Here is a 16272-nt window from a genome sequence, read left to right as displayed (position 1 = left end):
CCCAGCCTATTTGCTGTCCCTCGTTTTTATGCGTATCCTTTTAGTACTTTGCCTGATTACCACGACTCTCTTCGCTCAGGAACCCACTGCCGCCCGAATTAGGAAACACATTAATTACCTGGCTTCTGACAAGATGAAAGGCCGGGGAACTGGCAGAAAGGAAAACACCAAAGCTGCTCGCTACATCGCTAAACAGTTTAAAAAATACGGCCTGGCGCCACGCGGCACGGATGGCTATTTCCAGGAGTTCATAGCGAAAGTGCGTCGGGTCGTGGTGCCGGATAGCCTGCGCAAAACGGTGAACGTAATCGGCTTTCTAGACAACGGGGCTGCCAACACCATCGTCATCGGCGCGCACTATGATCACCTCGGCATGGGTTTACAAGGAAGCTCGCTGGATTCACTGCCACAGGGCAAACTGCACAACGGAGCTGATGATAATGCGTCGGGCGTGGCCGGTATGCTGGAACTGGCGCAATACTACGCCAACAACGACGTGAAGGAGCCGTATAATTTTTTGTTTATGGGGTTTGGTGCCGAGGAACTCGGCTTACAGGGCTCCCGCTATTTTCTGAATAATCCTACGCTGCCGCTGTCATCAATGGATTACATGATCTGTTTCGATATGATTGGCCGATACAACCCGGATCGGGGCGTTGGCATTGGCGGCTACGGTACTAGCAGTGACTGGCCAACTATCTTCAAGAACGTAACAAGCTCGATTAAGTTTTTCACGGATGGCCCCGGCAACGGCGGTTCAGACAATGCCGCTTTCTACGCTAAACAGATTCCGGTATTATTTTTTCATACCGGCGGCCACCCCGATTACCACAAGCCCACTGACGATCCGGACAAGATCGACGCTCAATCCGAAACAGCCATTCTGAAGTTAGCCATCACCGTCATTAACAACAGCTTGGCCCGTCCAAAACTGCCTTTTACGGCGGTAAAATAAGCTTGACAGTCGTGTCATCCTGTGTCAGAAATTAACCCAATTGGGACGTTTACTGCGTCAGTTGTTCGCCGGAGCGTATTGGAACAAATTACCAAAACCTGTCCCGGTAACGCCCGGTGCACTATCTTTGTCCAGTTTATCCTGCTACTGCTGCCATGGCCCAATCACTTAGCGTCCGCCACCTGGTGGGCATCAAAGACCTAACCGAGTCTGACATTCAATTGATTCTGGATACGGCCAGTCAGTTTAAGGAAGTCATTAACCGGCCTATCAAGAAGGTTCCCTCGTTACGTGACGTAACCATCGCCAACGTTTTTTTCGAAAATTCTACCCGCACCCGGCTGTCGTTCGAGCTGGCCGAGAAACGCCTTTCGGCCGATGTTGTGAATTTTTCGGCGTCGGGAAGTTCGGTCAAGAAGGGGGAAACATTGCTGGATACGGTCAATAATATCCTGGCAATGAAGGTGGATATGGTCGTGATGCGGCACAGCAGTCCCGGCGCTCCACATTACCTCACCAAACACATCAAGGCCAACGTTGTCAACGCGGGCGACGGTACGCATGAGCACCCTACTCAGGCGCTGCTTGATTCCTTTTCCATCCGCGAAAAACTCGGCGATCTGGCTGGCAAACGTATTGCCATCATCGGCGACATTACCCACTCGCGGGTAGCCCTGTCCAACATTTTCTGTTTGCAGAAACAGGGCGCTGAAGTAATGGTGTGCGGCCCCAAAACCCTTATTCCGAAACACATGGAAGCGTTGGGCGTCCGGGTCGGCCACGACGTCCGGGCCGCGCTGGAATGGTGCGACGTTGCGAACGTACTGCGTATTCAATTGGAGCGGCAGCAAATCAAATATTTTCCCTCGCTGCGGGAGTACTCGCTGTATTACGGTATCTCGAAGCAGATGCTGGACGAACTGGACCGGCCCATCGTGCTGATGCACCCCGGCCCTATCAACCGGGGTGTTGAACTTACGTCCGATGCCGCCGACTCACCCCACAGCATCATTCTTGATCAGGTTGAAAACGGTGTTGCGGTTCGGATGGCGGTGCTGTATCTGCTGGCACAGTTGTAGTCAACTACTGAGGTCACTACAACTTGATTTACATAACACTCGGGGCGTTTTCTCTGGCATCCCGAGGTACGAGGGATCTCCGGTAGCAAATTGTTTTTTCCGCCTACCGAAGATCCCCGCAACGGCGGCCCAGTCCTTCTGTCGGGATGCCAGAAAAACGACTATCGGTCACGTTTGATCAGGGCTTGACGGCCGCCAGCACCCGCTTGATCAGTTCGTTTGGGTTACCATCGTGCCACCGCCACACGATCACGATGTCGTGTTCGGGATCGACCCAGATCGTGTTCTGACCGGCACCGAGGGCCGCATAACTAGTCGTTGGGGCGTCGGGCCAGGGCTTTTTGCCGTCCTTATCGGGAACGTTCAGCCACCACAGATAACCATAGGACGGGCCAACCGGTCCTCGTGTCGTAGCTTCTTTCACCCAGTTCGACGACACGATCTGCTTATCTTTCCAGCGTCCCTCTTTCAGAAACAGGTAGCCGAACCGAGCTTCGTCGCGGGCGCTGATCCGGAGACCGCCACCCCAGCGCGTCCCCCCACTGACCGAAGGCATTTGCTTTCCGTCAATCGTAACCATGGCGTTAGGATAAGGAATATACTGCCAGGTATTCGACGCTCCGATGGGGTTCATGATTTCGTCGCGCACTACGTCGGGGATCGGCTTTTTCCAGAGTCGTAATAAGGATAGCGCCATCCGGTTGATCCGCACGTCGTTGTATTCGTAATACGTACCGGGCTGCTGTAGCTGACGGGGTTTACGTTCACCGCGGCCAAACGCTTCTTTGCCAACGAAATCACTGTTTTTCCCCCATAGGCTTCCCTCCCACTCACTGGTCTGACGGGCGTGGTGTTCCCAGGTAATCGCTCTATTCTGCTCTGAGTCGTAACCGCCATCCTGAACTAGCCTGGCTACCGGATCGTGAATAGCAGGAATCATACCCCGGTCGATGGTGATACCCAGCACAGTCGACAGCACGCTTTTAGCCACGCTGTACGTAGGATCAACAGCCTTCGTATCACCCCATTCAGCAACGATGTACCCGTGCCGCAGGATAATTCCGTTGGTGGCCGCCCGACTGGTAGGCATGGGACCCAGCAGTTTGCCAAATATTTCTTCTTGCGTCGAAAAGTCAGGAGCCATCTGTTTGGTTTCCTGCGTTTTTGCAAAGGTCACCGCCTGGTTGAGCAGTCCCGCGTCCATACCCACGTTGGCCGGTGCAACGTGCGCCCAGTCGTCACCTTTCGGCGGAAAATACGTAGCCGACGTAGTAACTGGCCGGTGACAGGACGCCAGCCCTATTACCGTAAGCACCACATAGCCAGCGATCCAACCAGTACGGTACTTCTTCAACTCGCTTTTTCGCTCTCTCATTCTTGCGCTCTTTACCATCATCGTTCCAGCTTAAACCCAGGGTCTACCTTTACCCGATCAGGTCGGTTTGCTACATCCCAGCCGGTCAAATATATCCAGCGGGTCATGTTGGTCAATTTGGGTACGTCGATCCGCTCGGGTTCGTCTTTGGGGGTATGGTAGTCAGGGTGCAATAACGACGTAAAGCAAATTGCCGGAATGTTCAATCGGGCATAAGGCAGGTGATCACTGCGGAAATACCAGCCTTCGGGATGGTCGGCCCGGTCCCAGAGCGTATCCAGCTTAAATTTGGTCACCGACTGATTGGCCGTCAGAGCGCTGTTTACCAACTCCGTCGAGTTACGGTGGGGCGGTATCGACCCCAGCAGGGCTGCACTATCGGGCGCGTTACGTCCCATCATCTCGCCGTTCAGCACCGCCACGATCGATTCGCGGGGAACGGTCGGATTGGCGGTATAGTAACGCGAACCAAGCAATCCCCGCTCTTCGGCACCATGAAAAACGATCAGCGCCGACCGTTTAGCGGGTTTCTGCACAAACGCCCGACCAATGGCCAGCGCTGCCGCGCAGCCCGTTGCGTTATCGTCGGCCCCGTTCCAGATTGAGTCACCCGCTACGGCCATTCGTACGCCGTCGTGGTCCTGGTGCGTACTGAACAGGACGTATTCATTTTTCAGCTTAGGATCCGTCCCAGGCACTTTCGCCACAATGTTCACCGACGGGTAACTGAAACTTTCAACATTCACGACATTGGTGAACTGCTGACCCGGTTCTTTGATCCAGGACAACGCGCTATTCGGCAACCAGACGGTCGGAGCCTGCGAGAAAATACGCGTATTGGGTCCACCCGGCAAATCGTAACGCCCGCGTTCGAGACTGGTCGTCCAACGCTCGAAATAAGACTGCGCTTCGGGGTTCGAAATGTAGATAACCGCCAGTGCGCCCGCTTTGACCAACTCGGCCGACCGGCGGGTCATGGTGCTGAACAGGAAACGCCGATAGCTGAGTTCGGCCGGGGGCGTTCCTGAAAACTCCAGCGCCACAGCCTTGCCTTTAATATCGACCTTGGCCAGTTCTTCGGGCGTTCCTTTACCGACGTACACCAGTGGGGCATCGACCGAGGCAATCGCCGGTGCCAGAATGAACGCATTCCGACCGTGGGTAAGTTGATGCGAGCCAATGTTCAGCCGACTGGTTTCGGTGATGCGGGTTCGCTGGATGTGAAAGAGCTGAAAATACGTGCCATCGTCGCCCGCCGGTTCAAGACCCATTGCCCGCAACTGCTCGGCGATCCAGACCGACGCTTTCAGTTCGTCGAGCGAACCGGCTTCGCGGCCCCGGAAATGGTCACCTGCCAGGGCAAACAAGTCCCGTTTTACGTCGCTTTCCTTGATCGACGCTAGCGCATTTACGGCTTGATTTTTGGTGGGTTTTGACTGGGAAAAACCGGTTTGTCCGGCCAATAAACTCAGAGAAATCAGACCAAACGTTCGGAGCCGTCCGGCCCACGTATAAAGACGTGTAGTAGTTAGCATGGCTTTTTAATCATCAGATAGTTGGGAGTTGACAAAGCTAAAGATGAAACATGAACGAAATGCGATATTTGGCTAGTAAAGAGTACCTTGCTTTCTCTTTATTCCCTAGACGATAACTTATTTCATTTACGTATCCGTTCGCTCCGGCTATTTTCTAACTATGACCCGCAACTTACTCGCCCTCAGCGCTCTATTTTTCTCCGTCTGCATTGGTGTCTACGCGCAACCGCTGAACACCCTTTCTGCTCAGGAAAAAAAGGAAGGCTGGAAACTATTATTCAACGGCCAGAATCTGAACGGCTGGCACAAATACAACGGCAAGGGAACGCCCGCATCCTGGAAAGTCGAACAAGGAACCATGCATCTGGACGTTCCCACGGAAGTGAGCGATACGCCCCGCGACGCTGGCGATCTGGTAACGGACGCTTCGGTGTCCGGCGATTTTGAGTTCAAGGCAGAATTCAAGCTCAAGAAATACACAAACAGTGGTTTCTTTTTCTTCGTGCAGGAGGAGCCCAAATACAAGAAAGTGTTTGATTCGTCCCTGGAAGTTCAGGTGGGCGACGATGTTCTGTACGGCAAAACCGTTCCGCACCCGCACTACTCAGGCGATCTGTTCGGCATTGCCGACGTCCGTATTCAGGAAACCAAACCGCTGGGTAGCTGGAACCAGCTCCACGTCACCATGAAAAACAACATTTTCCGGGTTGTATTGAACGGCTATACCGTGCAGGAGCATAACCTGACCAGCGCCGACTGGAAACAGCGGACGGAAGCCAGACGCCAGAAAGACGTTCCGTTCACCAAAGGAAAATTCAGCGGCAAAATCGGCCTGCAAGACTGGAACACCGGTGTCTGGTTTCGGAACATTAAGCTGAAAACCACGTAAAACAGCATACCAGCACAACTAAGCAAAGGCCTCATCTCGTCTTGATGAGGCCTTTGTCTTGGGTGACTTTTTACTTCAGAGACTGGAACAAAAAGTAATCGTACACAGCTCGGGAAAGATGTGCGATCGTCTGGTCGCGTTCAGCAGTTTGCTGAGTCGATGGCCCGACGAAAACAGCGATCGCTACGTGTCCGGCGTTGTCGGGCAGGGTGATATACCCCACATCGTCCGTGGCCGTAGCACCCAGCGAACCGGTCTTGTGCGCTACATCCGTATTCGGCGGGAGAAAGCCTTTGATACGCGCGTTCCCCGTCTGGCAGCGCCCCATTACATCCAATAGCACCTGCCGACTTTCGGGCTTGAGCGCTTTGCCCTGGTAAATTTTAGTCAGCAAGTCAACCATGGCCGCGGGAGTGGACGTATCACGGGGATCGGCGGCAAAGGTATCCACCGCTTTTTTTCGCATCTCGGGCGTACGGCTTTCGCTTAACTTATCGTAAAAACCAGCCGTCCATTGCTCCTCCGGCGGCAGTGTAACGCCCTGTAAATCGGCCAGAAGCTGGATGATGCTCCGGTCGACTGACATGCCCTGTACATTCAGCGTTTTTAGCCGATTCCTCACCGCTTCCGGTCCCCCGGCCAGCCTGAGCAGAATATCCGTCGCTGAATTATCACTGATGACAATCATCAGCTCCAACAGGTTCTGCACGGACAGTTGAACGCCCGGATAGATAAACAGCGACGTCAACGTACCACTCCCCGGGTGCAGATCCGTTGGCTTTACGTCTACCATCGTGGCCAGCGCTAGCTCTCCCTGCTCGATCTTCGTCAACAACTGTACGGCGATCGCAATCTTTATCGTGCTGGCCATCGGAAACTTCGCCTGTGGATTTAGACTGATTTGCCGCCCCGACTCCAGGTGAACCGCCTGCACGCCAACCTGTCCGCCACCCAGCCGGGCGATACGCTCCAGCTCATGTTCCATCCGCTGCGTGACAACGTCGCTGACAGCACCAGTTGATTTAGCCGACTGCGCCCAGTCGGGTGCGCTCACCAGCAACAGGCCCGACAGCAGCCAGCCGGACAATCCATTAACGTATACTCTTTTTTTCATTGATTGACGGAGATAGTAACAACTAGCTTTCCATTGCTTACTGACTATAAATCAGCTTACTCTATCGAATAAACTGCGGACAGAAGGCCAGTATCGTCCGGTAGGCATGCAGAAGCAACAAGGCAAAATATTCTTCGCCTAAGCGTAAAACTTGCAAAACTTTTCGCAAATTCTAACTTTGCCAGACTAATTTCTTTTTAATTTCTATCTAATCAGCCCCTTTTATCTATGAGAGATTTGCTACGAATCTGGTTAGGACTGACTTTATTTCTCTGCTCGTCGCTGGCGACAGCGCAGCAGGTAGAAGTAAGTGGTCGAGTTACGGCCGACGGCGATGCCTCGCCCCTGCCGGGCGTCAACGTATCGGTAAAAGGAACCACTACGGGTACACAAACCGATTCCGATGGGCAGTATCGCCTACGGATAGGCTCAGCTGACGCGGTATTGGTATTCAGTTCTATTGGTTACGAATCGCAGGACATTACCGTTGGCAATCGTAACAGCATCAACGTCGTTCTCAAGCAGGATAACAAACAACTCAACGAAGTTGTCGTAACGGCATTGGGGATCGGCCGTCAGAAAAAAGATCTGGGCTACGCTACGCAAAGCGTTGATGCCGCTCAGATCACACAGAACCGTCAGACGAACCTGGTCAACGCTCTACAGGGTAAAGTTGCGGGCGTAACGATTACCGGTACCGGGGGAGCACCGGGTCAGGGCGCGCGCATCCTGATTCGGGGAATCAACTCGCTCGACGTAAGCCGCGACAATCAGCCCCTGTTCGTTGTCGACGGCATTTTCCTCGATAATAGCACGTCAACCATTGGGTCAGGAGCGGCCCTCCGGGGTGCATCCAACCGGGCTGCCGACATTAATCCTGATGATATCGAAACGATTAATATCCTGAAAGGCGGAGCGGCTACCGCACTTTATGGGTTGCGTGGTGCCAACGGCGTTGTGGTCATCACGACCAAATCGGGCAAGTCCGGCGCGATCCGGGCGAACGTCAGCAGTACATTTGGTATCGAAAACGTTAACAAGTTGCCCGAGGTGCAGGACAAGTACACGATTGGCTTCGGGGGCGTTTATAACCCGCAGGATTTTTTCCCCTCCTGGGGACCCACGGTTGAGGAAGCCATCAAGATCGATCCCACGCATCCTCAGAAGCTTTACAACCATTTCAGGGATGCTTACAAAACGGGACGACAGTACCAGAACAACCTGTCATTCTCGGGTGGTACGGACAAAATTACGTTCCTGACCTCAATTGGGCACCTGCGCCACGAGGGTGTCATTCCTTTCACCAACTTCAATAAGTTATCAGTACGACTAAACACGAACGTAAAAATCAGCCCCAAGTTTTCGGTTAACTCGACCCTGAACTACATCAACTCGGGTGGCGACCGCTACAATGCCGATCGGTTCAACGAGAGTCTGAGCTATTGGTCGCCCCGCTATGATGTTCGGGACTTTTTGAAAGCGGACGGCACGCAGAATACCTACGGTAACGGCAACCCCATCTACGGGGCCTACACCAACAAGCTGCGCGATAATGTCAACCGGCTAATTGGTGGCCTGAATTTTTCCTACACCCCGCTCAAATGGCTGTCGCTGAATTACCGGGCGGGTCTGGACACGTACAGCGATGGCCGGATTCGTACAGCACCCGGCCCAACGGGGATAACGGGGGAACGCCTTTTTGAAGACAATGGGCTGGGTTTTATCTACCAGTACAACTCCAATTTCCGGGCGATTACGTCGACCTTCACCGCCAGCGCCAACACCAAAATCGGTCAGAACCTGAACACTACGTTTCGGTTGGGGCACGACCTGTACGACCGGCGCATTCGGAGTTTCGGGGCCGAAGGCAACGAACTGACGGTGTATAATTATTATGACCTGCGCAACGCGAAAACGATCACGCCCGTGCAGGGTGGCGAGGATTATCACCTGATGGGTATTTTCGGCGAATTGACGCTAGACTATAAAGATTATCTCTTCCTGACGCTGACAGGCAGAAACGATATTACGTCGTCACTGCGCGCGCCAAACAATTCGTTCTTCTACCCCTCAGCCAGCCTGTCGTACATCTTCTCGCAGCAGTTCAAATTACCCGAAACGATCAGTCTGGGCAAACTGCGGGCCTCGTACGCCAAGATTGGTAAGGATGCGTCCCCTTATTCAACCATCACGGGCTATTCCCCCTATGTACAATTACCCTCTGGCTTGACCGGCTTTACCCAAAGTGAGCTATTGGGTGATCCCGTTCTACGGCCCGAGTTTACTGATACGTTCGAGGCCGGGGTTGAAATGGGCTTTCTCAACAATCGACTAGGCTTGGATTTGACGTATTACAACTCGCTCAGCAGCGATCAGATTATCCTGGTCGATGTATCGTCGGCCACGGGCTATCGACGGGCGGCCATCAACTCGGGGTCAATGCGGAACCGGGGCATCGAGCTGATTCTACGGGCCACCCCGGTTCGGACGAACAAATTCAGCTGGGATATGAACATCAATTTCTCGGCGAATCGCAACAAGATTCTGAGCATTCGCGAAGGATTGACCGAAATCAACTACGCGTCGCAGTCGGGTTACGCCAATTCAACCGTTACAATGCGGTTGGTGCCGGGTTACGCCTACGGTAACCTGTACGGTCGCAGCTACCAGCGCTACTACGAAACCGCGGCCGACGCTAACGTCTCACCCGTACTGGACCGCGATCGACCGATCGTAGTTGGCGCCAATGGTTTCCCGGTGATCAACACGACGCAGAAAATCCTGGGCAACTCACAACCCAAGTGGATCGGTGGCTTTAACAATACCCTGCGCTACGGTAATTTCACGTTGAATGTGCTATTCGACGCCCGGGTTGGCCAGTATCGGTACAATCAGTTAGGCAACTGGTTCTCCGCCTTTGGCATTGCCAAATACACCGAAGATCGGAACGATACCAAAGTTTTTGACGGCGTCTTGGCCAATGGTACGCCCAATACCAAACCGGTCTGGCTGGGTCAGGGCGTAGGTCCGGATAAGGTTGATTACGGCATTGGCTACTACCGGAACATTCACCGGGGTGTCTCCGAAAACTTTGTTGAAGATGCATCCTGGGCCCGGCTCCGTTCGGCGGGTTTAACGTATTCGCTGCCAGTATCTTTGTTCCAAAATTCGTCCGTCATCAAAAACGCGTCGGTTAGCGTAACGGGTAACAACCTGGCTCTCTGGACGAAGTACACCGGGTACGACCCCGAAACCAGCTCTACCGACAGCGGCAGCAACGTTGACGGGTTCACCGGTTTTACGTACCCAGCCGTGCGTAGCTTTCTGTTCACGCTGAATCTTGGTTTCTAACCCACTCTATTTCCTGGCAGACTTATGAACTTCCATAAACGATATACCTTACTGGCGCTAACGGCGTTGCTGCTTGGCGGAACAAGCAGCTGTAAGGACGACTACTTCGATCTGAACACCAACCCCAATCAGATTGCCAACCCACCCCTGAGTTCGCTGCTTAGCACGACCACTCAGAAAACCGCGTACAGTGCTCAGCGGGTCGGTAGTATTACCTCTTATTTTGTGCAGTATCTGGCCAGTCCAAGCGCGGGTGGTCTAACCGATACGTACGCAATAACCGATTACACAAGCACCTGGGATTATATTTACTTCGCGCTGGCCGATCTGAACGACATGAAACGGCTGGCACAAACGCAGGGAGCCTCCGAATACGTAGGCGTGGCCGATGTTCTGATTGCCTATCATCTCAATCTGCTGGCCAACACCTTTGGCGCAGCCCCGTTCTCCAACGCTTTCAACGTATCTACGCTCACGCCGACCTATGATTCCGAGGAAACGCTGTACACAACGGCGCTCAATCTGCTCAACGAAGGATTGACGGAACTGGCGAAAACCGATTCTAAACTGAAACTTCAGGCGGCTAATGACCTGATTCACAAAGGAAGTACGACCGCCTGGATCAAAACGGCGAACGCGCTGAAGGCCCGGATGCTGAACAAAGTCTCGAAAAAGAGTTCGTATAACCCCACAGCTGTCCTGGAGGCCGTTTCCAAATCATACACCGCCAACGCGGACGATGCTCAGATGTCGTCGTTTCTGCTCCGGAATCCCTGGGCGCAGGTTGCCCGGAATAACGCAGCGCTGGTGCTCGACGGCTGGCTGTCGTCGCAGTTTGTCAACCAGTTAAATGGCACTACGTATGGCGTTACGGACCCCCGGATTGAAAAGATTACGGACAAAACGGTGAATGGCACCTACGTTGGAACCCGAAACGGACAAGGTAACGTCGGGGGAAACAATACGACCAAAGACGAGGTGTATATTTCGTTGAACTCCCCCCTGACGGGTGACACCTCTCCCCTGTTGGTCGTTACGTACGCCGAGATGAAGTTTGTGGAAGCAGAAGCCGCTCTGCGGTCGAACGATGCGTCGCGTGCGTATACCGCTTACCTGGCCGGTATTCGGGCCAATATGGACAAGCTGGGCGTTGCTACTACGGCCCGTGATGCGTATCTGGCCAATCCGGCGGTGGCAGTTGGAGCCTCCGCTCTCACGCTGGATCTGATCTTTAAGGAGAAATACGTCGTTACGTATCTGAATCCAGAGGCCTGGAATGACGCGCGTCGGTACGACTACAAATACAAGGGGTTTACACTCCCCCTGAACGTAGCCCTGACCACGTTCATTCGCCGGGTCGCTTACCCCAGTGGCGAAATCTCGAAGAATGGCAATAATGTCCCGGCAGAAGTAGCATTATCTACCCCACTCTGGTGGGATAAACCGTAAGCCTTCTCAGGCCTGAAACAAGAACGGGCATCTCTGAGGAGATGCCCGTTCTTGTTTTGAAAACAAAAAAAGAAGAAGGTCAATTCTTTATTATTTCTTCCAGTCCGGCGCTTTGTAATTGGTGTACTTCGACTTGCCGGGCTTACCACCATTTTCCTTTTTGGGGCCACCCAGCAGCTTATCGGCCAGATCGGGACGTTTGAGTTTGTTGAGCCGGTTCCGAATCCAGTCTTTGTATTCGGGCTTGTACCAGAAGAAGTAGCGGTTCTGCGCCTGCTTCTCGTCGCGCGTTTTAGCCGTTTTCACCGGCTTCAGCGTGTAGGGATGAACACCGGAGTAATAGATCACCTCGGCTACGGTCATCGGCGTCGGCGTGAAATCCTGGACCTGTTCGAGCTGGAAACCCATATCCTTGGTTTCAGCCGCCAGGTTAGCCATGTCCTGCTCCTCGCAACCGGGATGCGACGAAATGAAGTACGGAATCAGCGGCTGTTTCAGGTCGTGTTTCGCCTGAATCTGATCGTACTTTTTCTTGAACAGCTTGAAGTATTTGAACGACGGTTTCCGCATCACCCGCAACGTATCGTCGGCGGTATGTTCCGGCGCTACCTTCAGGCGACCCGATACGTGGCGCGTCACGAGTTGCTCCATATACTCGTCGTGGTTGCCGTCTTCGTTGTTTTTATTGAAATCATCAACCAACAAATCGTACCGCACCCCCGAACCCACGAACGCTTTCTTAATGTCTGGGTTGGCATCTACTTTCTGATACAGCTTCGTCAACGGCTTGTGAGACGTATCGAGGTTCGAGCAGATCACCGGGTGAATACAGCTTGGGCTTTGACAGCGAGCACAGATCGACTCGTCTTTTCCCTTCATCTTGTACATGTTGGCCGACGGTCCACCCAGATCAGACAGGTAGCCTTTGAACTCGGGGTGTTTGGTAATCTCGTCGACTTCTTTCAGGATCGACTCCTCACTCCGGGACGCGATGAACTTGCCCTGGTGCGCTGAGATCGTACAGAAACTACAGCCGCCGAAACAGCCCCGGTGCATATTGACCGAGAACTTGATCATGTCGTAAGCCGGTATCGGTCCCCGCTTTTTGTATTTCGGGTGCGGCAACCGCGTGTAGGGCAGATCGAATGATTTATCGATCTCAGCTTCCTCCATCGTCTTGAACGGCGGATTGATCACCAGGACCTGGTCCCCTACTTTCTGCGTAATCCGGTTAGCCTGCCACTTATTCGACTCGACTTCGACCACTTTGAAATTGGCCGCGTATTTGATTTTGTCGTCCAGGCATTCTTCGTGGCTGGACAGGGCGACGGTGTTCCAGTCGTTGTAATCACGCAAATCGCCCGTTTTGGTATCATGTAGGAACGACACCTGGTTGATGTTTCGCATCGACGCGAACGGAACGCCTTTCTTCGCCAGTTTCAGGATCTCGCGCAGGGGCTGCTCGCCCATGCCGTACACCAGCATATCGGCACCGGAATCGACCAGGATGCTGGGCATCAGTCGGTCCTGCCAGTAATCATAATGCGTCACCCGACGTAACGACGCTTCGATGCCGCCAAGCAGAACCGGCACGTCCGGATAAAGCGATTTCAGAATTTTCGTATACACGATGGTCGCGTAATCGGGTCGGAAGCCCGCTTCGCCACCGGGCGTATACGAGTCATTGGAGCGCAGTCGCTTGTTGGCCGTGTAGTGGTTGACCATCGAGTCCATACAACCCGCCGTTACGCCAAAAAAGTACTTGGGTCTCCCGAATTTTTTGAAGTCGCGTAGATCGTCCTTCCAGTTGGGCTGAGCAATAATGGCGACACGGAAGCCTTCGCTTTCCATAATCCGACCAATTACCGCAGTCCCAAAGGCGGGGTGATCGACATACGCGTCGCCCGACACCAGCACAATATCCACCTCATCCCAGCCTCTCTTTTCGACTTCTTTCATCGTGAGCGGCAACCAGTCTGTCAGGGGTCTTTCAATCATGTGTTCGTGAGAATTACTACCAGAAAAACAGTGAATCGGGGAAATAATTCAATGATGGGTAACGAATTATCACTTATCTCGCGCCGATTACCGCACCAGTACCAATTTTCCGCTAACCGGTGGTCTATCGGGCACCGTCCGCACCTGGTAGGCATATACCCCTTCCGGCAGCACCGTTCCGTTGTATTTCCCGTCGAATGGTTGTGAATATCCTTTAGCGGATTGATAAATGACTTCGCCCCAGCGGTTATAGATAGTAACGATTGCGTCCGGGAAGGCTTCGATTCCGGTTAATTCCCAAACATCATTTTTACCGTCTCCATTGGGCGAAAAGGCACCGGGTAACCAGATACGATCGACCACGACAATTCGCACCGTATCGCTGGCCTTGCAGCCCGCGTCATTCGCAATGGCTAATTTGTACGTAATCCCGTTCTGAATGTCCGTCACGACGGGATCGGCTACATTCGGGGCGGACAAGTACGTAGCCGGCGTCCAGGTAAAAACCGTCGGATTCCCCGTCAGTCCGGGAGCCAGCGTAAACGTCTTTCCACTATAAACAGTCATAGTCGATTCGTCGAACTGAATCGTCGGAATGGGAGCGACAACAGCAATTCGAGTTGTTACCTGCGCTTTGCATTCGGGGGCTGCTTTCACGGCATACGTCAGCGGATGATTACCGATACCAGCCTGCTTTGGGTCAAACGTTGTCCCCGATACGCCCGTCCCGGCAAATTCTCCCCCCGTCGGGCTACCAACCAAGGTATAAATCGGCGTGTTGACCCCGCACATGGGCGGAATAGAATCAAGCAGCACCCGGATGGCCGGTACCATTGTCAGTGTCAGCGGGGCCGACGTTCCTTCGCAGCCGAACACATCCACGGCTGTCACGGCATAACTTCCCGCTGCGGTAGCCTGAAACTGATTCCCTGTTATCGTCTGTTGAACTTGTCCATCCTGCCGCCAGACGTACGTAACGCCCCCAGTACTTTGCAGGGTTAATGTTTCCTGCGGGCAAATTCGGTTCTGCCCCGTCGCCAACGACAGGGACGCCACCACCGCTGCCGACCGGGTTAGCCGAGCGGTATCCGTACGTAACGTGCAATTGACGGCGGGGTCGGTAACGATGGCGTAGTAATTACCGTCCTGTATCGTCAGAATCGAGTCCAGTGATGCGTTACTGGTCAGCGACTGATTGTTCCGGAACCATTGGTACGTAAGCCCTATTCCGCCGGTTCCACCCGCTACTTTAAGCGACATGGCCCCCGTCGTGGCGCACAAGTGCCCAGTAGCTTTCAGCGACATGGGCGCCCCGGCCACCCGAACCGTAATCCCCTGCGATTTACCGGTTTTGCTACAAGCCGCTTTCAGCGAAGCAGCTACCGTATACTCCCCGGCATCCCGCACCACTAGCGTAGCCCCAGTGGCATTCACGACGTTGATTCCGTCACGCTGCCATTGGTAATTCCAGCCCGTATCCTGCGTTGCTTGCAGTAAGGTTGACTCACCCAGGCACAGCGTTTTACTAACCATCGTTACGGGCTGGTCGCGGAGTTGAATGACGGGAGCGGGTGGAATCGTGGGGGGGCATTCGACCACCAGAAACTGAAAATCTCGCCGAACTTCGCCAATCTTCACCCCGTTTCGATACTCTTCGATTTTAACCCCGAATACGAATAGACCCAGCTTATCCGGCGTTACAGATAACTGGCCCGTCTGCGCGTTCACCGTCAGATTTGGATAACCCGACATGGCAGCCGTACTCCCGTAATTCGACACCCAGGAAACTTCGGGATACGGTCCAGACGAAGCTGCGTTCTGATTGGTATTACGTCGGTCAAGGGGCGTCACCATGGAGTAGCGCAGCTCGTCTCCGTCGGGGTCAGTACCGCCAAACGGAAATGTAAACGCTTCGCCCAGGCAAAGGTATTCGCCATTGATCGTACCAAAACGGGGAGACGAATCAGTGATGACGGTCCCGTTCTGATATAATGCCGGGAACTCGAGATAAAACGTAAAACCCGTTCGGAGTGGATTATTGATATTGATCAGCCCGCCATTTCTGTTGCCGGTCTGATAGGATACGTAATAGCCCATCGGATCATTGTACGCGGCTGGGTTGAGCTGCACCTCGGCCTCGAACGTAGCCACAATAAAATTAAGGTTTCCCTGCGCGGCACAAACGGCGTTGGCGAAGATGACCGATTGTCGGCTACCCGTTTCCGATACCCGGAAGCTGGTCATCTGAGCGTTATCCCGCTTCCGAAAAATACCCACCGGTCCTCCTCCCTGCTGATCGGCCCGTACCCCACTTTCGAGGTAGTTCGTTACGATAAACCGGTAACGGCCCGTAGCCCCGTTTATGGCTCGCATTTCCAACTGGCCACCGACCTGGTGCGTAGCCCAGGCAGCCTTACTCAATAACAATACGACACATAGCAACTGAACCGTAAAAAGCCGCATAGGCACGTTCTGTTTATCGTTCTACTCTTGATTCTGGCAAACGGTCATACTTTCTCGATAGACA

General features: G+C 53.6%; 10 protein-coding genes. 5 read left to right on the top strand and 5 right to left on the bottom strand.

What is annotated here, in order from left to right; genetic code table 11:
- Window positions 1-28: 28 nt before the first annotated feature.
- Both ACYVAD_RS20000 and ACYVAD_RS19995 read left to right on the top strand, forming a co-directional pair.
- Window positions 29-955 (top strand): M20/M25/M40 family metallo-hydrolase, encoded by a 927-nt coding sequence (locus ACYVAD_RS20000; RefSeq protein ID WP_461141303.1) that lies wholly within the window; start codon window positions 29-31, stop codon window positions 953-955.
- A 155-nt stretch (window positions 956-1110) separates the two neighbouring features.
- Window positions 1111-2034: an aspartate carbamoyltransferase catalytic subunit gene (locus ACYVAD_RS19995; protein ID WP_461141302.1), complete on the top strand. Its 924-nt coding sequence runs from the start codon at window positions 1111-1113 to the stop codon at window positions 2032-2034.
- Window positions 2035-2212: 178 nt separating this feature from the next.
- On the opposite strand, the gene ACYVAD_RS19990 is transcribed toward ACYVAD_RS19995, so the two are convergent.
- A complete protein-coding gene (locus tag ACYVAD_RS19990; RefSeq protein WP_461141301.1) occupies window positions 2213-3409 on the bottom strand; it encodes a serine hydrolase domain-containing protein in 1197 nt (398 codons plus the stop codon).
- A gap of 17 nt (window positions 3410-3426) precedes the next feature.
- Complete coding sequence (locus ACYVAD_RS19985; protein WP_461141300.1) at window positions 3427-4944, bottom strand: M28 family peptidase; 1518 nt, start codon at window positions 4942-4944, stop codon at window positions 3427-3429.
- A 160-nt stretch (window positions 4945-5104) separates the two neighbouring features.
- On the opposite strand from ACYVAD_RS19985, the gene ACYVAD_RS19980 reads away from it, so the two are divergent.
- Window positions 5105-5833, top strand: a complete 729-nt coding sequence (locus ACYVAD_RS19980) for a 3-keto-disaccharide hydrolase (RefSeq protein WP_461141299.1) — start codon at window positions 5105-5107, stop codon at window positions 5831-5833.
- 70 nt (window positions 5834-5903) lie between these two features.
- On the opposite strand, the gene bla is transcribed toward ACYVAD_RS19980, so the two are convergent.
- Window positions 5904-6947: a class A beta-lactamase gene (gene bla / locus ACYVAD_RS19975; protein WP_461141298.1), complete on the bottom strand. Its 1044-nt coding sequence runs from the start codon at window positions 6945-6947 to the stop codon at window positions 5904-5906.
- 228 nt (window positions 6948-7175) lie between these two features.
- On the opposite strand from bla, the gene ACYVAD_RS19970 reads away from it, so the two are divergent.
- Complete coding sequence (locus ACYVAD_RS19970) at window positions 7176-10298, top strand: SusC/RagA family TonB-linked outer membrane protein (protein WP_461141297.1); 3123 nt, start codon at window positions 7176-7178, stop codon at window positions 10296-10298.
- Between the two features lie 24 nt (window positions 10299-10322).
- Window positions 10323-11747: a SusD/RagB family nutrient-binding outer membrane lipoprotein gene (locus ACYVAD_RS19965; RefSeq protein ID WP_461141296.1), complete on the top strand. Its 1425-nt coding sequence runs from the start codon at window positions 10323-10325 to the stop codon at window positions 11745-11747.
- A 90-nt stretch (window positions 11748-11837) separates the two neighbouring features.
- Here the strand turns inward: ACYVAD_RS19965 and ACYVAD_RS19960 are convergent, their stop codons facing one another.
- Together ACYVAD_RS19960 and ACYVAD_RS19955 are read right to left on the bottom strand one after the other, a co-directional pair.
- Window positions 11838-13745 (bottom strand): YgiQ family radical SAM protein, encoded by a 1908-nt coding sequence (locus ACYVAD_RS19960; protein WP_461141295.1) that lies wholly within the window; start codon window positions 13743-13745, stop codon window positions 11838-11840.
- An 87-nt stretch (window positions 13746-13832) separates the two neighbouring features.
- Entirely contained in the window at window positions 13833-16208 is a 2376-nt protein-coding gene (locus ACYVAD_RS19955; protein WP_461141294.1) for a gliding motility-associated C-terminal domain-containing protein, read from the bottom strand.
- Window positions 16209-16272 lie beyond the last annotated feature (64 nt).

This window comes from Spirosoma pomorum (assembly GCF_054776615.1).
This window is presented reverse-complemented; position numbering and strand designations above follow the sequence as displayed.